Annotated in this window: 13 protein-coding genes; 7 read left to right on the forward strand and 6 right to left on the reverse strand. The window is 55.7% G+C overall.

Annotated features, from left to right (window positions below; all coding sequences use genetic code 11):
- Positions 1-26: 26 nt before the first annotated feature.
- The 3 genes from BLX24_RS27295 to BLX24_RS27305 are packed head-to-tail and all read left to right on the forward strand — an operon-like array spanning position 27 to position 6,311.
- Positions 27-2,771, forward strand: coding sequence for a glycosyl hydrolase (locus BLX24_RS27295; RefSeq protein WP_071506405.1), 2,745 nt, complete (start codon positions 27-29; stop codon positions 2,769-2,771).
- Positions 2,772-2,782: 11 nt separating this feature from the next.
- Complete coding sequence (locus BLX24_RS27300) at positions 2,783-5,596, forward strand: glycosyl hydrolase (RefSeq protein WP_071506406.1); 2,814 nt, start codon at positions 2,783-2,785, stop codon at positions 5,594-5,596.
- Between the two features lie 4 nt (positions 5,597-5,600).
- Positions 5,601-6,311 carry an SGNH/GDSL hydrolase family protein gene (locus BLX24_RS27305; RefSeq protein ID WP_071506407.1) on the forward strand — a complete coding sequence of 237 codons (711 nt, stop codon included), beginning with the start codon at positions 5,601-5,603 and terminating at the stop codon, positions 6,309-6,311.
- Here BLX24_RS27305 and BLX24_RS27310 read toward each other — a convergent pair.
- From BLX24_RS27310 to BLX24_RS27325, 4 genes are all read right to left on the reverse strand, one after another.
- Complete coding sequence (locus tag BLX24_RS27310) at positions 6,301-7,089, reverse strand: GntR family transcriptional regulator (protein ID WP_071506408.1); 789 nt, start codon at positions 7,087-7,089, stop codon at positions 6,301-6,303. The genes BLX24_RS27305 and BLX24_RS27310 overlap by 11 nt on opposite strands.
- A 188-nt stretch (positions 7,090-7,277) precedes the next feature.
- The gene (locus BLX24_RS27315) at positions 7,278-8,810 is read right to left on the reverse strand and encodes a RagB/SusD family nutrient uptake outer membrane protein (RefSeq protein WP_071506409.1); all 1,533 of its coding nucleotides are present in this window, start codon (positions 8,808-8,810) and stop codon (positions 7,278-7,280) included.
- Positions 8,811-8,843: 33 nt separating this feature from the next.
- Positions 8,844-12,221 (reverse strand): SusC/RagA family TonB-linked outer membrane protein, encoded by a 3,378-nt coding sequence (locus BLX24_RS27320; RefSeq protein ID WP_071506410.1) that lies wholly within the window; start codon positions 12,219-12,221, stop codon positions 8,844-8,846.
- A 61-nt stretch (positions 12,222-12,282) separates the two neighbouring features.
- Complete coding sequence (locus BLX24_RS27325) at positions 12,283-13,152, reverse strand: hypothetical protein (RefSeq protein WP_071506411.1); 870 nt, start codon at positions 13,150-13,152, stop codon at positions 12,283-12,285.
- 290 nt (positions 13,153-13,442) lie between these two features.
- On the opposite strand from BLX24_RS27325, the gene BLX24_RS27330 reads away from it, so the two are divergent.
- Both BLX24_RS27330 and BLX24_RS27335 read left to right on the forward strand, forming a co-directional pair.
- The gene (locus BLX24_RS27330) at positions 13,443-14,465 is read left to right on the forward strand and encodes a metallophosphoesterase (protein WP_229201906.1); all 1,023 of its coding nucleotides are present in this window, start codon (positions 13,443-13,445) and stop codon (positions 14,463-14,465) included.
- Complete coding sequence (locus BLX24_RS27335) at positions 14,446-16,293, forward strand: alkaline phosphatase (protein ID WP_071506412.1); 1,848 nt, start codon at positions 14,446-14,448, stop codon at positions 16,291-16,293. Before BLX24_RS27330 ends, BLX24_RS27335 begins: the two co-directional genes overlap by 20 nt.
- Positions 16,294-16,547: 254 nt before the next feature.
- Here the strand turns inward: BLX24_RS27335 and BLX24_RS27340 are convergent, their stop codons facing one another.
- A complete protein-coding gene (locus BLX24_RS27340) occupies positions 16,548-17,264 on the reverse strand; it encodes a carbohydrate binding domain-containing protein (RefSeq protein ID WP_071506413.1) in 717 nt (238 codons plus the stop codon).
- Positions 17,265-17,696: 432 nt separating this feature from the next.
- Positions 17,697-18,308, reverse strand: a complete 612-nt coding sequence (locus BLX24_RS27345) for a trimeric intracellular cation channel family protein (protein WP_071506414.1) — start codon at positions 18,306-18,308, stop codon at positions 17,697-17,699.
- Positions 18,309-18,589: 281 nt separating this feature from the next.
- Here BLX24_RS27345 and BLX24_RS27350 point away from each other — a divergent pair, with 281 nt between their 5' ends.
- A complete protein-coding gene (locus tag BLX24_RS27350) occupies positions 18,590-19,594 on the forward strand; it encodes a pectinesterase family protein (protein ID WP_071506415.1) in 1,005 nt (334 codons plus the stop codon).
- A 124-nt stretch (positions 19,595-19,718) separates the two neighbouring features.
- A complete protein-coding gene (locus tag BLX24_RS27355) occupies positions 19,719-21,377 on the forward strand; it encodes a glycoside hydrolase family 43 protein (protein ID WP_083422212.1) in 1,659 nt (552 codons plus the stop codon).
- Position 21,378: the final 1 nt, after the last annotated feature.

Below are 21,378 nucleotides of genomic sequence, written 5' to 3' on the forward strand. Positions count from 1 at the left end.
TGCCTTGTTTTAACCAAAGAGATAACATGAAATCCCCTGTTTTTTTACTGGGGCTGGGCGTGGTATGCGCCATACTGGCCTTCCGGACTCCATGGTCCCGACCCCATGCGGTTCCCGGCTCCGATCTGCGGGCGGGGTTCAAAAATCCGCCTGTCCACGCCCGTCCTAAAGTCTACTGGTGGTGGCTGAACGGCTATGTCGATACCGTACGGCTGAAACAGGAACTGCGGGCCATCAAAGAGGCCGGGCTGGGCGGCGTCGATATCTTTGAAATCGGCCTGCCACCGGCCAGCGACCCGAATCAGATCATTCCGGCAGGGCCCGCGTTTATGAGCGACGCGTCGGTGAAAACGATTGGCATGGCCATCCGCGAAGCCGGTAAACTGGGGCTGGATGTAGGCCTGAATCTGGCCAGCAGCTGGAATGCGGGCGGTACCTGGGTAAAGCCCGAACATGCCGCCAAAACTATCTATGTTTCGAAAACCACCGTGCGGGGCGGCGAAAACCATACCCTGACCCTGCCGTTTCCGGTTATAACGCCCGACCGGCAGGGCAATAAGCGCCCGATTCAGTACGGACCGGACGGGCGGCCGGCCTGGTACGAGGAAATTGCCGTAGTGGCCTTTCCGGCCGGCGCCAAAGGCACGCTCGATACCGCACAGGTAGTGAATCTGTCTGCCCGCTTTAACCCCAAGACCGGAGCCCTGACCTGGCAGGCCCCCGCCGGTAACTGGGAGGTCTGCCGCTACATCTGTGCCAATTCGGGCGAACAATTAATCCGGCCCACGCCGCATTCGGCCGGCCCGATTATCGACCATTTCGATTCGTCGGCGACGCGGATGCATGTCCTGTATTTCATTGACCGGCTCAGACCCATCGTCGGTGATTTTACCGGAAGTCCGTTGAAAAACCTGTATCTGGCCAGCTACGAAGCCAAAGAGTTTACCTGGACGCCCACGCTGCCGGTGGCTTTCCGGAAGCTCCATGGCTACGACCTGTATAAATTTCTGCCCGCTGTTTTCAACCGCGAGTGGTATAAGCCAGGGCTGGCAGCGGCTTTTCAGACGGATATCGACAAGGCTTTTTCGGAGCTGATGATCAACAATCACTACCGCAAAGCAAAGGAAATCTGTAACCGGTATGGTTTACAGATTATTTCGGAGTCGGGCGGGCCGGGCCACCTGCACCATATTCCGGTTGAGACCCTGAAAGCGCTGGGTGCCCTTGATGTGCCGCGCGGTGAAAACTGGTATAACCGGACGTTTTTCCTTGAAAACGACAAGGATAGTCTGGTCGATATGATTTTTCTGGTCAAGGAGATTGCCGCCGCGTCCCACATTTACAAGCGCGGTATCGTTGAGCAGGAGTCGTTTACCAGCTATTGGGACTGGCAGGAGGGACCTGCAGACCTGAAACCGCTGGCCGACCGGGCGTTCTGCGAAGGCATGAACCGGCTGGTCATCCATGGGTTTGCCCATAACCCGGCGGGCATGGGCTACCCGGGCATTGCGTATTTTGCCGGTACGCACTACAACGACCGCAACGGCTGGTGGCCCAAAAGCAAGCCGTTCAATGATTACCTGAGCCGCATTTCGTATATCCTGCAAAAGACAGATTTCGTCGCCGATGTACTGCACTATTACGGCGACGGGGTGCCGAACCTGGTTCCGCCCAAAAACACCCGCTATGTCGTCGGGCCGGGCTATGATTATGAGGTGATCAATACCGACGTACTCCTCCGCGACCTGACCGTGAAGGACGGAAAATGGGTCTTACCCGGCGTAGGGAGCTACCACGTTCTTGATCTGGGCAAGGGGGGACGTATACCCGACGCCGTGCGGGAAAAGATCCGGAAGCTAATGGCTGCGGGCGGCAGGGTGACCGAAGGCGAGCCGGTGTTAAAGGTATTAACAACCATGGGAATCCGGCCGGATTTCAGCTATGCCGGACAGAAGGCCGATCAACGGTACACACCGATAGATCACATACATTACCGGAATGCCGGTCAGGATTTTTACCTGATCCGGAACACGACTAATCAGTGGATAACGCAGCCATGCTATTTCCGGCAAACGGCTGAAACGGCTGAGTTCTGGGATCCGGTAACGGGCGGAATTACGGCCATGGCGGGACAACAACAGGCAGACGGGTTAGCGCAGCTGCGGGTTACCCTGCCGCCCTACGGTTCCGGCTTTGTTGTGTTCGGTAAGGGCCCCGCTACAGCCACCAGTCAGGCTGCGATCCGGATGGTTGCCGGGCCGGACAGTAAATTGCTCCAGTCCGTTGCCGGACCGTGGCAGGTAACGTTCCCGAAAGACCATGGGGCACCGGCGGCTGTTACCCTGCCTGCATTGATGTCATGGACTGCCTCAGAAAACGAGGGTGTTAAGTATTTCTCCGGCATGGCTACCTACCGGAAGGCATTCAACTGGAGACCTGCCGCCCGACCAGGAAAGGGACAACGTATCTGGCTCGATCTGGGGCGGGTAGCAAAAGTCGGGGAGGTCTGGCTGAATAACAAACCGTGCGGCATTGTCTGGACCGCGCCTTACCGCGTTGATATTACAGATGCGCTCAAAACCGGTGAAAATGTGTTGACAGTTGAGGTGGCCAACACCTGGTCGAACCGCCTGACCGGTGATGGCATTACGGGCAAAACCTACACCAAAACCAACATTACCAAAGCCAATAAGAATCTGGTTGCCTGGAAGGACCTGCCGCTCATTGAGTCGGGTTTGCTGGGGCCGGTAACGATTCAGACCACCCGATAATCCGTAAAATCATGTTGACACGAACGGGAATTCTTGTTTTATGCTGCCTGTTTTTCAGGCATCCGGCAAGTGCTCAGTCTGATGGCTACGCCTTGTTACGAAAAGGGTTTGCTGACCCGCCCCGGCAGGCCCGTCCTAAAGTCTACTGGTGGTGGCTGAACGGCAATGCCGATACAGTCCGGCTGAAACAGGAACTGCGGGCCATAAAGCAGGCAGGGATCGGCGGCGTTGATATTTTTGAAATCGGGGTGTCGGCGGCTAATAACCCGGACAATATGGTAAAAGCCGGCCCGCCCTTCATGAGCGATGCCTCGCTGGATGCTATTGAAGCCGCGATCCGGGAAGCCACCCGCCTTGACCTGGAAGTGGGTCTGAACGTAGCCAGCAGCTGGAATGCCGGGGGCAGTTGGGTTCGGCCGGAACATGCCGCCAAATCCTTGTACGTATCCAGAACGAAGGTAGAAGGTGGTCGCCCGCAAACGATCCCTTTGCCGTTTCCGGAAATCAGCCGGCTGGACGAAAAAGGAAAACCGCGGCTGATTGAGTACGGGGCCGATGGCAAACCGGTCTGGTACCGTGACGTCGCCGTGGTGGCTATCCCGCTTGACAACCGGCAGGCCGGTTTAGACACAAGCCGGATTCTGGTATTGACCGACCGGTTCAATGCCCGGACAGAAGTGCTGACCTGGACGCCGCCCGCTGGCCGGTGGGAGGTACACCGGTATGGGTGTGCCGGTTCCGGTGAGCAGCTGAAGCTCCCGAGTGCTAATTCCAGAGGGCCGATCATTGATCATTTCGATTCGTCGGCAACGCGGGCCCATTTTACCTGGTTTATGCAGAAACTGACCCCACGGCTGGGCGATCTGTCGAAAACGGCCCTGAAAACGCTCTACCTGGCCAGTTACGAAGCCACCGGCTTTGTCTGGACGCCGACCCTGCCTGCGGCTTTCAACGCCGTTAACGGCTACCCGATTGATAAGTTTCTGCCTGCCTTACTGGATAAAACCCTGCTGACGGACGAGCTGACCGGTGTTTTTCAGCAAGGCTATAACCGGACGCTGTCGGAGCTGATGATCCGGAACCATTACCGGAAAGCGGGCGAAATCTGCCATCAATATGGCCTGCAGATTGCCTCAGAGGCTGGTGGGCCCGGCCCGCCGCTGCATAATGTTCCGGTGGAGACGCTGAAAGCGCTGGGGTCCCTGGATGTGCCGCGCGGCGAGTTCTGGAGCCGGTATACATACCTCGCGCCCGATAGTGTGGACATCATGTGGCTGGTGAAGGAAATTGCGGCCGCCGCCCATATTTACGGCCGGAAAATGGTAGAGGAGGAAGCATTTACGAGCTTCCACCACTGGCAGGAAGGGCTGAAAGACCTTAAACCCATCGCCGACCGTGCGTTTTGCGAAGGCATGAACCGCGTTGTGATACACGGATTCAGCCACAATCCGGAAGGGACAGGCCTACCGGGCATCGTTTACAGCGCAGGTACGCATTTCAACGATAAGCAAACGTGGTGGCCCATGGTAAAACCGTTTACGGATTACCTCGCCCGCGTGTCGTATGTGTTGCAGGAAACAAAGTTTGTGGCCGATGTACTGTATTACTACGGGGATCAGGTGCCGAATTTTGTGCCGCCCAAAAACACCCGTTTCAGCGTCGGTCGGGGCTATGATTATGAGATCATCAATACCGATGTGCTGTTGCACAACCTGACGGTTAAGGAGGGGCAGCTGGTATTACCGGACGGTGCCCGCTTCCGTGTACTGGCGCTTCCTCAGGAAGGGCAGCTGCCGGCTGCTGTGCTGACCAGGCTGCATCAGCTGGCGAAGCAGGGGGCGGTCATCAGTGGCGGGCCGTTCAGGGCCGATACCCCGGTTGCGCTGCTGCGTAATGCGTCGGTTGGCCCGGATGTGGATGTACCGGCGGTATCGGCACCGTGGTTTGACTATGTACATTACCAGCAACAGCAAACAGATGTTTACCTGGTCCGGAATGGCTCGCCGGCATGGGTAACGACCCCGTTTTTCTTTCGTCAGACCGGCAAAACGCCTGAACTCTGGAACCCGATAGACGGCAGTGTGGTGCCGATACCGGTTTATGAACAACAGGGCGGCAGGACGCAGCTGCCGCTCTCGCTGCCACCCTATGGGGCGTATTTTGTGGTGTTCAGACCGGCGAAGCCAGGGCCGCACTATACCGGTATACGGGCAAAGGGCGCGTTTCTGCCCGTAATCGACTATACCGCAGCGGGTGTCCGTTTCAGAGAGCCCGGCACGGTTACGCTATCGGGCAAAGCCGGCAGGACAGTAAAAACTACGGTCCGGACTCTTCCCGTATCAGGGAGCTGGCAGGTGCAGTTTCCGGAAGGCCGTGGCGCGCCGGAACAGGTAACATTACCGGAGTTAAGGTCATGGGCTGATTCGGAGCAGGAAGGGGTGAAGTACTTCTCGGGGATTGGCCGGTATATGAAAACCATTCCGTATCCAGGGGGCATACCGGCCTCGCGGGAGCGGGTGTACCTGGACCTGGGAAAGGTCGCTGAAGTAGCCGATGTCTGGATTAACGGACACCATGCGGGTATTTCCTGGGCCGAACCTCACCGGCTCGACATTACGGAATGGCTCCATGCGGGTGAAAATAAGCTGATCATCGACGTCGCCAATACCTGGTCGAACCGCCTCACGGGAGATGCCCTTACCGGAGCGCACTATACGAGCACCAACACGCTGACCGGCTATAAGGGAACGCCCTGGAAACAGGTTCCCCTCCGCGTTTCCGGATTAATCGGCCCGGTAACCATTCAAACCATAAAAACGGATTAACCCCATGTTACGCATTGCTTTAGGTCTTCTTGGCTGTCTGAATTGGCTGACCGCTTCTGTGCATGCCCAGCCCGCTACCGCCGCCACGTATGTGGCCGGTGTCAAAAAGGAACTGACTGCCGTCTGGCCTCAAAACCGGACGATCAATCTGGTTTTTCACGGACATTCGGTACCGGCCGGTTATTGGCATGACCATGAGGTGCATACCCTTGAATCCTATCCGAATCTGGTCCTGGAACGGCTGAAAAAGCAGTATCCGTACGCCGTTATTAACGTGATTGTTACCGCTATCGGCGGCGAAAACAGCATCAAGGGACAAACACGGTTTGAACCGGAAGTACTACCCCATAAAGCGGATGTGCTGTTTATCGACTATGCCCTGAACGACCGCTTTTCGGATATCGGGAAAGTAAGGGAGGCCTGGGAAACGATGATTCAGGCGGCGCAGGCGCGGCAGATTCCGGTGATTTTACTGACCCCTTCGCCCGATCAGCGCATTGATATAGCGGATCCTTCAAATCCGCTGGAGCCTTACGTGCAGCAGATCCGGCAGCTGGCCGGTCAGTACCATACGGGGCTGGCCGACCCGTATCCGGTATTTCAGCAACTGACAAAAGCCGGGAAACAAAAAGAGTACATGTCGCATGTTAACCACCCCAATAAAGCCGGCCATGAGGTTATTGCGGCTGAGATTATGAAGTGGTTTATACCATAGGGCGGGGCTGCTTTTCCGGATTGGCAATGACGGCAAACTTATACTTGTCGCCGTGGTAATACGACTGCTCAATTTCCACCACCTTGTCATTGGTACAGACCACCGCACTGTCGAGCACAAACGCAGCTGTCGGCCTGGCCAGGTCAAAATTAGTGGTGTTGGGCTCCAGTATCCGGACACTCAGCGTCTGCTGCACCTCGGTGATCTGCAGGTGATAGGCATTTTCATACACCTTGAAGTAGGATACTTCGGTCGGAATCCGGTTTATTTTCGGACAGAGCTGCAGCGAAATGTACTTGACCTCATCCTTAATCAGAATGTCGTCGGCATAGCGGAGCTGATGTAGTTTCATGACCGGCCCTTCGATGATAAAGTGCCGGCCGTTAATCTCCGACGAAATACCGTCGGGCAGGATTGTTTTCTCCAGAACAATATTTTTAGGGGTAAATCCCTCGGCAATCAGGCTGTCGTGGAAGCCGCGCCGTGTCGCATAAATCGACCCCAGTGTCCGTAGCAGGTGATGGTCTTCGGTGCGGTTCAGCACGTAGGTGCCTTTGCCTTTGACACGCCGCGCCCAGCCTTTCGATTCAATCTCCAGCAAGGCTTTCCGCGCGGTTGTGTTACTCACATTGTAGGTTTTAATGAGTTCGTTTTCCGATGGAATCTGGTCGCCGGGCTGAAGTTCTCCCGTTTTAATGCGTTCGATAATGCGTTCACTGATAGCAATGAACTTGGCTTTCCGGGGATCGCCGGCAGTGGTGAGCAACGTATCTTTCATCAAGGTCAATGCAGGCGCGGTATGGTTAGCACCGTCGCTGTCGTACTGTGAGGATGTAAAGATACACTTTACGCACTAAGTTGACCATACGCTGCCCGACGAATATTCTGCCGTTTGACGTAGCCGGGACCCAAAACGGCCTGCTCTTTCGCTGAGAACAGGCCGTTTATCATGGGCGGCAGAAACCGTTAATACCCTTCGTTCTGGTACATCTTTGCCGGGTTCAGCTTGTATTCGTCAAACGGAATCGGGTAGTAATAATCCTTCCGGCCGAAGTTCGACACCTTCGCGGTGCCATAGTCGGCCTGCGATTTGGTTCTCATGTAGGCCACCAGTTCGTCCGGCGTGAATGACCGGAGCAGGTCAAACCAGCGGTGGTTTTCAAAGGCCAGTTCCACTCGGCGCTCGTGCAGAATCGCCAGCTTCAGCGTCGGGTACTTTGCGGTATACGCGGCGGTTGTTCTGGCTACGGCATACAGCGGCATCTTCGCCCGGTCGCGTACCTGATCGAGGTAGCTGATGGCCGTTGCTTCGTCGTTGAGGTACAGGTTTACTTCCGCCAGCATCAGGATCACGTCGGCATACCGGATCAGAATCCAGTCGTTGCCGCCGTAGCCCGTAGCACCCGCCGCCGCACTGGCGTCACGGTATTTGGTGATGAAATAATCCTTTACGTTTGAGGCGTTGGCGTATTTAATCGAAAAGTCCTTGCGGAGGTCGCCGTCTTCGTAGTCTTTCACCAGATCCGCTTTCACGTTGCCGCCCGAACCGGTCGTTGTCCGCAGCGAATTAATCGTTTCGCCCTGTGCCTGGTTGCTGGCCGCAATCCCCGACGAGTAGTTGACATCGCCTTGTTTGTAAACAATCTGGAAAATAATCTCGGCGTTGGTCGATTTCTTGTTTACATCAAACACATCGGCGTACGGAATCTCTTTCAGCTGCCCGAAGGTACGCTTGCTGTACGCCTGCGTCAGGTAGTTTTTCGCCTGATTCAGGTTGGTGGTCCGGTTGGCCTGGTCGAGAGTCGTGGCCATCGTCAGATACACCTGCCCGAGCAGCGACAGACCGGCGACTTTCGACACACGGCCTTTACCGGCTACCGGCTGATGATCAGGCAGCGGACTGTTGACCACATCGGTCAGGTCGGCAACAATCTGCTCGTATACTTTCTCTTTTTTCTCGCGGAACGTACTGGCCGACACGTCATCGGCGGAGGTGAGCGGTTTGGTTACGAGCGGGACATCGCCCCATTTCCGCACGAGGTGGAAGTAAATCAGGGCGCGGATAAACTTCGCTTCGGCCTGGTACTGCGTTTTGGTTTCGGCCTTAGCGAAGGTCACATTGTCCATACCGGCCAGCACCTGATTGGCGCGGGTAATGGTCTGGTAAAGCGCCAGCCAGTGGCTTTTCAGGTACGTATTACTCGGCAGCAACGAAAAGTCGTTGAACTGGAACGGCTCCCCGGCGTTCGACTGGTTATCGTTCCGGCCGGTGTTGTCGGAGCGCTCTTCGGAAAACAGGCCGCTACCCTCGGCAATGCCGTTGTTGTTCCGCAGGGCCTGGTAAACGCCGTTTACGCCCAACAATACATCGTTCTCGTTCTGGTAATAGGTATTGGCAGCCACCGCGTTGGGGTCGGTCTGCACCAGAAAATCGTCGTTACAGGCTGTTACGGATACCAGTAAAAAACTGCCCAACAGCAAACTAAATGGATACTTCATGATCTGTTCTTGAGTTGAAAGCCGGACAAGTGGTTAGAACGTTATGTTGATCCCTACGTTGTAGCCACGGGCCAGCGGATAGAGGCCGTAATCGACGCCTGGGGTCAGGTTGCTGCCCGCCGAGCTGCTGCCGCCGGTGGTGCCTGAACTGCTGTCGTAGAACACGTTGTAGTTATAATCAACTTCCGGGTTATAGCCTTTGTACTTCGTGAGGGTGAAGGCATTGTTGATGTTGCCGTAGACCCGCACACCGCCGAGTTTAATCTTGCTGACCAGCGCCGATGGCAGGTTGTAGCCGATGGTGATGTTGGTACACCGCAGGAATGAACCGCTTTGCAGGTAGAAGGTCGACAGGCGGGTGCTGTTCGACTGTGTCCCTCCGCGTGAGGCCCGGTAGACCTGGCCGTTGCCCGGCTGGCTGGCCGACCGGTAGCGGTCGGCTACCACCGAATACTGATTGCCCGATGCTTCCATGTTGAACAGGTAATAGTCCTGACCATCAAGCACCTGGTTGCCGTAACTGCCGTTGAAGGAGGCATTCAGGTCGATGCCCTTGTAGCTCGACGTTACCGAAAAGCCGTATGTAAACTTCGGATACGGCGTGCCGATCACGCGTTTGTCGGCGTCGTTGACCACGCCGTCGCCGTTTACGTCTTCAAAAATCAGGTCGCCGGGGCGGAGCGGATTGCTGGAGGCCGTCGACCGGGCAGGGCCTTTTCGCACATAACCGGCGGTATAGGTCTGGGTGGCGGAGTTGTAATTGGCGTTGTCCTGTGCGATGGCTTCCATATCTTTCTCCTGTACCATGCCAATCACATTAAAGCCGTAGAACATACCGATTGGCTGGCCTTCCTGCGTGATGTGCGTAATGTACGAGCGTTCGGCACCGATCCCGAAAATGGTATTGGCGCCCCCCATGTTCAGGACCTTGTTGCGGTTCAGGGCAATGTTGCCGCTCAGGTTCAGCTTAAAATCGCTGGTCGACACCACGCGGCCGTCGATCTGTAGCTCAACGCCTTTGTTCTGCACTTTTGAGTCCCGCAGGTTGGTCAGGATGCTCGACGTACCCGACACCGCCGATACCGGCTGGTTGAAGAGCAGGTTATAGGAATTACTCAGGTAGCCGTTGGCAATCAGCAACAGACGGTTATTGAGCAGGCCCAGATCGAAGCCAAGGTTAAACTGCGAGGTAGATTCCCAGCCCAGTTTCTGGTCTTTCAGCGCACCGGCCCAAACGGCGGTATTGATCGTACCGTTGCCGAACACCGCCCCGCCGGGGTTATTCATCGTTTGCTGGTAATTGTAGTTCCCGATGTTGTAGTTTCCGGTCAGCCCCCAGCTCCCCCGCAGTTTCAGCGATGAGGTCTCGCCAACCAAATCGCGGTAGAATGGCTCGTTGGAAACCGTCCAGCCCGCCGACAGCGACGGGAAGCTGCCCCAGCGGTTCTGCGGGCCGAAGCGCGACGAACCGTCGGTCCGGAAAGCGGCCGTCAGGAAGTACCGCTCATCGAAGTTGTACGTTGCCCGGGCGAGGTACGACAGCAGGGTCTCGTTGTATTTCCGCGCACTGTTCAGGAAGAAGTTCGTGGCGTCGGCCCCTTTACCCGAAATCTCCTGAATCCGGTCGTTCTGGAATCCCTGCGCCGATACGCTGATGAGGTCGCCCGAGGTTTTCTGCGCCGAATAACCGGCCAGCAGGCTCAGGTTGTGGCGGCCGAACTGCCGGTTGTACGTCAGCGTAAGTTCGCCCAGCATATTCTGCGTGGCGTTGGTCTGGGCCGTTGCCCTGGCGGCGGCAATCGAAGCCGCTGAGTAAGGCGGATTCGCCCCGTTGCTCAGGCTGGTCGGCAGGTAGTATTCGTACTTCTCGTTGTAGGTCTGCAAGCCAAGATTCGCGCGGGCGGTCAGGCCCTTTGCAATGTCGTAACTGGCCGTACCGGTCAGGTTCGTGCGAAGGCCCTTGCGGGTGATGTTCGTTTCGCGGGCCAGTGCGAGCGGGTTCTCAAGGGTCTGGTAACCATAAAGTGATGACTGTGAGGCCGCTTCGTTTTTGATCAGGTTGCCGTTGTCGTCGTAAGCGCGGAAAATCGGCATGTAGATCAGCGCACCCAGAATCGGCCCCTGATTAAAACGGCCTTCCTGTACTTCGCGGTTGTTAGTCGATGTCAGGAAGATGCTCGAACCCACTTTGAATTTTTTGCTGATTTCACCGTCGATGTTGGCGCGCAGGTTAATCCGCTCCTGTTTGGTCGGATCCAGAATACCCTGCTGGTTCAGGTAACCGCCGCTGATGAGGTAGCGGGTAGAGCCGTTGCCGCCCGAAAACGTCAGGTTGTGGCGCGAGACTGGTGCGTTCCGGTACAGCACATCCTGCCAGTCGGTATTGTATTTCGGCGCGATCAGTTTCTGGGACGCAAAGTCGTAGAACTCCGCCGGAATCTGAACCGCGCTGGCATTCCCTACGTTGGCCACCCGCGTGGCATTCGGGTCGGAGAAATTGGCGTCGGTAAACGCTTTTCCGGCGTTCTGCATCAGGTCGCGGTAGGTGTTGTTGCGGGCGTCGATCAGCAGTTGCACAAACTCCGTTGAGTTGAGCAGTTTCACCTTTTTGGCGAGCTGGTTCACCCCGTACTGGAATTCATATTCGACCTTGCCTTTGCCCTCCTTACCCCGTTTGGTCGTAATCAGGACCACACCGCCCGAGGCCCGTGAGCCGTAGATGGCGGCCGAGGCAGCATCTTTCAGGATATCAATGCTTTCGATGTCGTTCGGGTTGATGAACACATCGTTGCCCGCCGGAAATCCGTCGATGACATACAGCGGATCGGAACTGGCGTTGATCGAGCCGATGCCCCGTACGCGGATTTTGGCCCCGATGTAAGGCGCGCCGCTTACCTGCGAAACCTGCACACCGGCCAGCTTACCGACCAGTGCCTGGCTCAGGGTAGGGGCCGTAACGTTCAGCTCGCGGGCCTTTACATTTGAGATGGCACCGGTTACGTCGCTTTTGCGAAGGGTCTGGTACCCAACGGCCACCACTTCGTTCAGCATCGTACTGCCTTCTTTCAGCTGGATAGTCAGGCTGGTCTGCTGGCCAACCACCACTTCCTGTGTTTCGAAACCGATGAACGAAATCACCAGCGTTGCACCGGCACTTACGTCCAGCGAAAACCGGCCGTTTCCGTCTGTAACGGTGCCTTTGCGGGTCTGCTTCTCAACGATGCTGACCCCAGGCATGGGTTGTCCGCTGCTGTCAGTTATCTGACCGCTGATGCGTTGCAGGCTGGTTGATGACGGACGGACCAGCGGGCGTCCGGTGGCGTAGGCAAGGGGCAAGGCCGGCTGTGACAGAACGGTCACCGCAAAAAGACCAGCCACCAGCCGCACAACAGGGTTGGGGTAACGATTCATGTAAATTCAGATTGTATTACGTTGTATGTGATTCGATATGAGGATGTTGCCGGAGACAGGTTTACCAGGTCAGATCAACAAACCGGACATTGTTGCGGCGGGCTGAGGAAACAGCGATGCCCCGGTTCAGGTTGCCTGCCAGGGTAAATCCTTCCAGCTCGTCCGCATCATCGGTGTCAATTACCCTGACCACCTGCTGCTTGCCCGTTTCGATTGATTTGGCCAGATCGACCAGGGTAAAGCGCCACCGGCGGCCTTCGATCTGGTTCTGAATCAGCACCAGAATGCCTTTCTCCGGTATCCAGTGCAGGTTCTGGACAAACGGCGTGCAGGTGAATTTTTTGACGACCACACCCGTTTCGCTGGTTTTTTTCGCTTTATGGAGTTTTTCAGGGTCCATCAGGCGGACTTCATTGCCGTTGTTCCCGTAGTCGGCCGTGGCTACGTACCACTTATTCCGGTAGCGCACATATTCGGGACGGGTTCCCTGAATGCAGGCGTCATCGTCAATGGTATTGAGGAGATTCCCGTCTAAGGTGCCGGTTTTCAGCAGCCGCTTCCAGTCGACACTGTAAATTACGGCCCGCCATTTGGTACCTTCGGGATTCAGCCGGATGCTGTTGCCGATAAAGGTTGGTCCTTTGCCGTTCCAGGCAATGCCGGTCGGGTGGTTGATTATGTCCTGCCCTTTTTCGGTTAGTTTGATTTCACGGTTGGTATAGGCCAGGCCATCGGCGGTCAGGTCGTAAAGCCGGATCATGCCCACCTCGCGGTCACCATAGAGAAAGGCTTTGCCATCAATAAAGGCCGCCCCCTGACAAGCGCCCAGCGAATCGGTCGTAAACGGCGTGCGGAAGGTCATTGCCGGTTGTTCTGAACGCATCGCGGTCAGGAATAAGCCTGCCAGTAGTACCGTAAATGTGCTTTTCATACGTACGTATTTGGGGGTTAAATGCAATGAAAAACGGGTCAGCCGGACAAGTACAGCACTAAATGGGAGGATGTGCGAAAGAAAAAAGGTTCAGGAATCAGTAGCTGACTATGCAATTGCAAAAGACGGACTTTCGTGTTACCGGAGCATTACCGGAATCTTGTCAAATTGTTACGAAATGAGTTATTAGGTATACTTTAAGGAGGGTGGCGGGAATGGTAATGAATTCGTAATCTTGCAGCTGAAATCAGTCCCACAAGCATCTGTTACCTTTGCCGTTCTTTAGGCTTATGATGATCAACCCGCGCATGTGGACCGCCTTTATTGTGGGCGTTCTTATATCGGCACAAACGGTTTTTGCCCAGATTCCTGCTAACAGTATCTATGCGAAGCAGGAACGGGCGGGCTATACCCTGGGCCGTATAGCTAATCTGCGAGTCTTTGAAAATGCCCTTAACTTTGTCGTAGTAGGTGACTGGGGCCGTCAGGGGGAATATAACCAGAAGGCGGTTGCGCTCCAGATGGCTAAAACCATGGCCGGCATGGATGGCAACTTCGTCATTTCAACCGGCGATAATGTCTATCCGAATGGGGTTGCCAGTGTGCAGGACCCGTTGTGGTGGGGGAGTTTTGAGTCGGTCTACACCTACGCACATCTCCAGCGGAACTGGTATCCGGTGTTAGGCAACCACGACTACGGCGGGAACGTGGATGCTCAGATTGAGTACTCAAAAATCAGTCGCCGGTGGCGGATGCCGGCCCGCTATTATTCGCTGAAAAAGCGGGTTGGCAAAAGCAAGGCGCTGTTTGTCTTTATCGATACCAACGGCTTTGAACCGGCTTATTACAAAAACGAAGACCTTGCTCCGGCCTTGAGCCAGCAGGATACCACGGCCCAGATCCGCTGGTTGCGGGAGGTTCTGGCTGACCCTGACCCGTCGATCCGCTGGAAAATCGTGGTAGGCCACCATCCGCTGTATTCGGCCGGTAAACGGGTGGCGGTTACGGGGCCGGTCCGGCAGGCGATTAAGCCGATTCTGGATGAATTCGGGGTGGATATCTACCTCTGCGGGCACGACCACGACCTGCAATACAACAAACCGGTGGGCCCGACGCACCATTTCCTGTCGGGGGCCGGCTCTGAAACGGATAACAATCCGCACAAGACACCGGAAAATGTTTTTTACAACGGCAGTAACGGATTTATGGCCTTCTCGATCACGGAAAACCAGTTTCTGGTACAGATCATCGACTATTTGGGCCAGATCCTGTTTTCGCGCGTAATTCCCAAAAATGAAGTTCCGAAAAAATAACCGTGCCATTCGGGTATGGCTGAGCCTGTGGCTGCTGTCAGCATCCGTTTATGCCCAACCGCCCGGGCCATATACAACCGCTCAGGCTCATTCGCACAACGATTACGAACAGAAAATCCCGTTCTGGCAGGCCTATCACCAGCATTTCGGGTCCATTGAAGCCGATGTACATGCCGTAAACGGCACCTTGTATGTGGCGCATGACCCGTCGGCCATCGCCGGAAACCGCACCCTGGAGGCGCTGTATATTCAGCCGCTGGTGCAGCAAGTGACCGAATGCAAAGGGGCTGTTTATGAAGACAGGCAACCCTTGCAATTGCTGATCGACCTGAAAACACCCGCCGAACAAACCCTGCCGCTGTTGGTGAAACAACTGGCCGCCCATCCGGCCGTCTTCGGCGAGAACGGACCGGTGCAGGTGGTGGTGAGCGGCAACATGCCGAAGCCGGAGCAGTTTGCTTCATACCCCTCGTGGCTGAAATTCGACGGTCGCCCCGACATTACCTACACCGATGAACAGCTGACCCACGTCGGCCTGGTCAGCCAGTCGTTTCTGACCTACAGCGGTTGGAACGGTAAAGGGCTGATTGTGAAAAAAGAGCGGGCGAAACTGCTGGCCATGATCCGGAAGGCCCACGCGCAGGGCAAAAAAGTCCGGCTCTGGGCCACCCCCGACAACGTAAACACGTGGAAAGCACTGATCAACCTCGGCGTCGATTTCATCAATACCGACCACATTGCCGAACTGGCCGGGTTTCTCAACAGCCGCCCGACGGCGGAGTTTCAGAATACCAGCTTCCATACCCCATATCAGCCGACCTACCGCAACAACGACGAGCGCAGCCGGGTCAGACATGTGATTCTGCTGATCGGCGACGGCATGGGGCTGGCGCAGATTTATGCCGGTCTGACGGCCAACCGCGGGGCGCTTAACCTCGGTCAGTTCCTCAACATCGGGTTCTCCAAAACAAGTGCGGCCGACACCTATATCACCGATTCGGCGGCGGGCGGCACAGCGATGGCCACCGGCTCAAAAACCAACAACCGCTACATCGGCGTTGATTCAACGGGAGCGGCTTTACCCGCCATTCCGGCCCTGATCCGGCAGTGGGGCATGCCGTCGGGGATTATTACCGTTGGTAGCGTGACGGATGCCACCCCGGCTGCGTTCTATGCTCATCAGCCCGACCGCGCGTTTGAACATGAGATTGCCACGGATTTTCTGCGTTCGCCGGTCGACATCCTGATCGGGGGCGGTTACCGGTTCTTTAATGACCGGCACGTGCTGGATACACTCCGGCAACGGCACTATCAGATCGGTACCACATTCGGCGAGCTGGAAACGCTGAAGCCCCCGTTTGTGCTGCTCGACGACCAGGCGGTCGGGGCGGTACACAAGGGCCGTACCAGTTTTCTGTCAGACGGGCTCAACAAACTTATCCGCGAGCTGAAAGGCCGGAAAGAAGGCTTTTTTATCATGGCCGAAGGGGCGCAGATCGACTACGGCGGGCATGCCAGAGACCTCGGCTATGTGGCCCGCGAGATGGTTGACTTTGACCGCGCCATCGGCGAAGCCATGCGCTTTGCCGACGAAAACGGCGAAACGCTGGTCATTGTTACGGCCGACCACGAAACCGGTGGCCTGACCCTGCTCGACGGCGACCTGAAACGCGGCTATGTCGACGGCCATTTCAGCACGAACGATCATACGGGTGTGATGGTGCCGGTGTTTGCCTACGGCCCGCACTCTCTCGATTTCCGGGGCATGTACGAAAACACCGCCATTCACCACAAAATCATGGCGATTCTGAAACGGTACAAAAAATAAAACCACGACAGCGGGAAGGCATGAAGGGGCACCAAGTAAGCACACTAAGCATAATTTTGCCTGTGCATCGTTGATTTTTAGTGCACCTGGTAGAAGGTGTAATTAAAGATTTACCACATATCCACATAGAAAAACAAAGATATTTAGTCTTATGTGCCCTATGTGTCTATGTGGTATGTCAAACACAGCGTGGAAATACAGGATCAGCTATTTTCTTCGTGCTGCATTGGTTCTTCCCGCCTTCGTGGTTAAAGTTAGTTAACAGGTATCCGGATAACCGAAAGCGAGTGCGGTACCAGCGTCAGGGTGATGGCCTTTTTGCGGGCATCAACCGGAAACAGTGATACCATGTCGAGGTCCAGCGTACCTTTGCCTTCCACCCACAGGCGGAGTTTTCCTTTCTGTACCGTCTGCGAAGTGGTAAAACTTACCTGTTGCTTGTGCCATTGTCCGTCTTTGGTAGCCGGTGTCAGTACGCCGCTGCCTACCACCTCATTTTTTTCGTTCAGCAGCTCCGCACGCAGACTGATACTACCCGATGCGAGGCGATACATGACCGAAAAATCGTAGCGAAGGCCGTTTTTAAGGCCCATGCCCTTAAAGCCTTCGTTGGTCAGGCCCATGTCGCCGGTAGCGAGGTTGTTGGCCGTGATGTGCAGGTAGCGCGGGTTGTTGCTGCCTGCATCCTTGCGGTTCTGCACCAGCAGATCACCTTCTGTGCGTTTTTTGCCTTCCTGTTTCCAGCCCATCAGCGGCTTAAAAAACTCAAACGACCGGTTTTTGACGAGTTCGGCATAGATGCCGCCGTCGGCCCCGAAGTTAATGTCCTCAAAAAAGACGCCCCACATCGTCGGCTGAATTTCCGCAACCGGCTTTGCCGTATTCACGTTGATGACGGGAGCCGGTTGGGCAAGCGCCAGGGAAGCCGATGCGAGCAGGACGGCCACCGCCTTCGGTAAAGTCTGAATCATGTTCACAGGTTAAATGAGTTAAGCAGATTATGGTATCCGGTGCACGTTTTTCACCCCTTTGCGCTGTTTTATCGCCGGAGTTTTCAAAACGTGTAAATCTGACACAATTTTAAGCGCGTAAAATTTATTCTCCAAATAGTTCAACCGATTTGTGTGTGGGGGCGCGCCAAGCTAGAGTATGGTGCTAGGGGGGGGGGGCGCGTAGTGAGGATGCCAGGCAATTGCCTGAACAGTTAACCCCGGACTTCAGGCTGGGGCAGTGGGAGGACTGCTACCGGCAGCAGCTTTAGCCGTGAGGGGGTAGGGCTGATGATGATGTCGAGCGCCAGGCTAAAGCATGGCGTTAGGGGTGGGGTGTGCGGGTGTCAGGCTAACCCACCTCTGAACAGTTAACCCCGGACTTCAGGCCGGGGCGTGAAAGAACAGACCAACCTACTCAATTTTCGGCAGAGACCATTGGTACCGGATGGCGAGGAGGCGGAAGAGGGTGATGGTACCGGCCGATAGCATAAAGTTAAGGGTGGGGTCGAGGCCAAGGGTGGTACACGACAGGTAAATGACCGCACCGGTAAAACAAGGAGTCACGTATAGGTCCTTACCGAAAATAACGGGCAGGTCGTTGACCAGCGTGTCGCGGATGACGCCGCCGAAAATGGCCGACATGATGCCCAGCAATACGGCTGCCCAGCTGTTCACGCCGGCACTCAGCGCTTTTTGCAGGCCCAGAATCGTGTAAATGCCCACGCCCAGGGTGTCGAACAGCAACAACGGACGCTTCAGGGCACCAAGCCACCACCGCCGCCGGAACACCGCTACCAACACACTGCCGACAATCACAATCAGGTAGTTCGGGTCGCGGATCCAGGCAATAGGGTGCGACCCCATGATGATGTCGCGCAGGGTGCCCCCGCCGATGGCTGTGACGAAGCCGATAAAAAAGATGCTGAACAGGTCGTGATACATTTTTTTGCTGAGGGCCGTCAGCGCCCCGGAGATGGCAAAAACACTTGTGCCCACCAGATCGGTAAGGTACCAGATAGTCATGTGCGTTGAATGGTTGAGCTAATGTCTGGGGCAAAAATAACCGGTTACGGCCGGAAGTGCGGGAAAAATAATCGCCTCCGGGAACGTTACCGGCAACGTTTGCATAAAAAAAGGCGGGGATCGCCTGGGAAATCCGGTTAATGGATGGTATCTAACAAAGATTTATTGGTATAAACCGGCAAAGGATTTACGAAGTACGGGTTACGATTTGAAACGTATGCTTTCGCCGGATATAACTAGTCTGCCATTTTCTTGTGTATCAGCTAACCTCGTTTTCCGACATGCGTACGGCAAGTCTGCTTCTTTGTTTTATCGCTCTTGTATTCAGTGCGTCATTTGCTCAGACCACACCACCGGCATCCGTGACCTATCCCGCTTCATTTACGGTAGCGCAGGATGGAAGCGGCAGTTTCCGTACCATTCAGGAGGCGGTCAATGCCTTCCGCGACCATTCGCAGGTGCGGGTGACGCTCTACATCAAAAATGGCACTTATGCCGAAAAACTGGTTATTCCGTCCTGGAAACCCAATATCCACCTGATTGGTGAAAGCCGCGACGGGGTCATTATTACCGGTAATGACTACTCCGGCAAAGCGTATCCGGGGGGGAAGGATGCGACCGGTAAGGACAAGTTCAGCACCTATACTTCGTTTGTGGTACTGGTCGATGCTCCTGACATTATCCTCGAAAACCTGACGATTCAGAACACGGCCGGCCGGGTCGGGCAGGCGGTGGCCCTGCATGTGGAGGGAGACCGGTGCATCGTCCGGAACTGCCGGTTGCTGGGCAATCAGGATACGCTGTTTGCGGCGCGCGAGGGAACCCGTCAGTACTACGAAAACTGCTACATCGAAGGTACGACGGATTTCATCTTCGGTAAGGCAACGGCTGTTTTTCAGGGGTGTACAATCAAAAGCCTCGTGAATTCATACATCACCGCCGCCGCTACACCCGACTATCAGCCGTATGGCTTTGTCTTCTCTGACTGCAAACTGATTGCCGATCCGGCCGTGCAGAAGGTCTATCTGGGTCGTCCGTGGCGACCGCATGCCAAAACGATCTTTATCCGGACGGAGATGGGAGCACATATCCTCCCCGAAGGCTGGCAGAACTGGAACAATCCGGCGAATGAAAAGACCGTGCTGTATGCCGAATATGGCAGTACAGGCGCCGGCGCGAATCCGGCCGGCCGGGTGAAATGGTCAAAGCAACTGTCAGCCAGGGAAGCCAAACGGTATACAGTACAAGCTATTTTCGGCGGCACAAGTCCGTGGGAAGTACGTTAAGGCTTGATGCTTGATACTGGATACTTGATGGCTGGCGTCTCTTTGTGAACTTATGTGGCTATGTGGGAAAGCAAAAAAAAGGTTATTCCGGCTGTTAATCCGACTATTTGTCAAAAAATACAACATGAAAACGATATCGCTTGCTGCTGTTGCGTTGCTGTTGCCGGTTTATGGATGGACACAGAACGCGCCGGCTAACCCCGCCCCTTATGTTTCGAAAGTCTGGGTGTCGGATCAGGGAAATGGGACCTATAAAAATCCGGTACTGAATGCTGATTATTCAGACCCTGATGCCTGCCGTGCCGGTCAGGATTACTACATAATTGCGTCGAGCTTTGATGCAGTGCCCGGCTTGCCGGTGCTGCATTCGCGCGATCTGGTAAACTGGACGCTGATCGGCCACGCCCTGAAGCGGCAGCCTCCCCTTGACCACTTCGCGAAAACGCAGCATGGCAACGGCGTGTGGGCACCGGCAATCCGGTACCACAAAAACGAGTTTTACATCTATTACCCCGATCCCGATTTCGGCGTTTACATGGTAAAGGCAACCCATCCGGCGGGGCCGTGGTCGGAGCCGGTGCTGGTCGAAAGCGGCAAGGGGCTCATTGATCCCTGTCCGCTCTGGGATGACGACGGCAAGGTATACCTCGTGCATGGCTGGGCCGGTAGCCGGGCGGGTATCAAAAGCATTATTACTGTGAAGCAACTGAGCCCCGACGGAACGAAGGTGATCGACGAAGGGGCGATTGTCTACGACGGCCACGAAACCGATCCAACCATTGAGGGGCCGAAAATTTACAAACGCAACGGCTACTATTACCTGTTTGCACCGGCCGGAGGTGTCCCGACGGGCTGGCAGCTCGTACTGCGGTCGAAAAATATTTACGGACCCTATGAGCGCCGGATTGTGCTCGACCAGGGAAAAACGCCGGTCAACGGGCCGCATCAGGGCGCGTGGGTCGATACGCCGCCGGTCAAAGGAAAGCCGCAGCAGGACTGGTTCCTGCATTTTCAGGACAAGGAGGCTTACGGGCGGGTGGTACACCTGCAACCCATGCGCTGGATCAACGACTGGCCGGTGATTGGCGTCGACCCGGACGGCGATGGTAAAGGGGAGCCGGTACTGACTTACGCAAAGCCGGCTGTTGGTGCCACATACCCGATCGCTACACCAGCTGAATCCGATGAGTTTAACGACCTGAAAGTAGGCCTTCAGTGGCAATGGCAGGCCAATCCGAAAGGCACCTGGATGACCACCAGCAAGCTGGGTTTTCTGAGGCTGTATTCCTGGAAAGTCCCTGAGGAGGCTAAAAACCTGTGGGACGTGCCGAATGTACTGATGCAGAAGCTCCCTGCCGAAGCCTTTACCGCCACCACTAAAATGACGTTTACGGCCAATCCAAAGCTCGAAAACGAAAAGGCGGGACTGGTGCTGATGGGGCAGAGTTATGCCAGTCTGGCGATCCGGAGCCGGAAAGACGGCCTGGAGCTGGTATATGGGGTTTGCCGGAAAGCGGTCGACGGTAAACCGGAAGCAGAACAAGTATTGGCAAAACTGCCCAACGGGACAATATACCTGCGGATGCGCATGACCGGCGGGGCCCATTGCCAGTTCAGCTACAGCCTCGACGGGAAGTCGTACACGGCCGCCGGTGAGCCGTTTCAGGCAGAGCCCGGCAAGTGGATCGGAGCTAAAATGGGGCTGTTCTGCACCCGTACCACGCAGATCAACGACTCCGGGTTTGCGGATTTCGACTGGTTCAGGGTTGAGCCGAATCAGTAGC

The sequence above is a fragment of the Arsenicibacter rosenii genome, from assembly GCF_001870735.1.
GTDB classification, from domain to species: Bacteria; Bacteroidota; Bacteroidia; order Cytophagales; family Spirosomataceae; genus Arsenicibacter; species Arsenicibacter rosenii.

What these genes read in the sequence shown, in the direction of transcription:
- BLX24_RS27295 (WP_071506405.1), top strand. Translation starts at nt 27, where the DNA reads ATGAAATCCCCTGTTTTTTTACTGGGGCTGGGCGTGGTATGCGCCATA.
- BLX24_RS27300 (WP_071506406.1), top strand. Translation starts at nt 2,783, where the DNA reads ATGTTGACACGAACGGGAATTCTTGTTTTATGCTGCCTGTTTTTCAGG.
- BLX24_RS27305 (WP_071506407.1), top strand. Translation starts at nt 5,601, where the DNA reads ATGTTACGCATTGCTTTAGGTCTTCTTGGCTGTCTGAATTGGCTGACC.
- BLX24_RS27310 (WP_071506408.1), bottom strand. Translation starts at nt 7,089, where the DNA reads ATGAAAGATACGTTGCTCACCACTGCCGGCGATCCCCGGAAAGCCAAG.
- BLX24_RS27315 (WP_071506409.1), bottom strand. Translation starts at nt 8,810, where the DNA reads ATGAAGTATCCATTTAGTTTGCTGTTGGGCAGTTTTTTACTGGTATCC.
- BLX24_RS27320 (WP_071506410.1), bottom strand. Translation starts at nt 12,221, where the DNA reads ATGAATCGTTACCCCAACCCTGTTGTGCGGCTGGTGGCTGGTCTTTTT.
- BLX24_RS27325 (WP_071506411.1), bottom strand. Translation starts at nt 13,152, where the DNA reads ATGAAAAGCACATTTACGGTACTACTGGCAGGCTTATTCCTGACCGCG.
- BLX24_RS27330 (WP_229201906.1), top strand. Translation starts at nt 13,443, where the DNA reads ATGATGATCAACCCGCGCATGTGGACCGCCTTTATTGTGGGCGTTCTT.
- BLX24_RS27335 (WP_071506412.1), top strand. Translation starts at nt 14,446, where the DNA reads ATGAAGTTCCGAAAAAATAACCGTGCCATTCGGGTATGGCTGAGCCTG.
- BLX24_RS27340 (WP_071506413.1), bottom strand. Translation starts at nt 17,264, where the DNA reads ATGATTCAGACTTTACCGAAGGCGGTGGCCGTCCTGCTCGCATCGGCT.
- BLX24_RS27345 (WP_071506414.1), bottom strand. Translation starts at nt 18,308, where the DNA reads ATGACTATCTGGTACCTTACCGATCTGGTGGGCACAAGTGTTTTTGCC.
- BLX24_RS27350 (WP_071506415.1), top strand. Translation starts at nt 18,590, where the DNA reads ATGCGTACGGCAAGTCTGCTTCTTTGTTTTATCGCTCTTGTATTCAGT.
- BLX24_RS27355 (WP_083422212.1), top strand. Translation starts at nt 19,719, where the DNA reads ATGAAAACGATATCGCTTGCTGCTGTTGCGTTGCTGTTGCCGGTTTAT.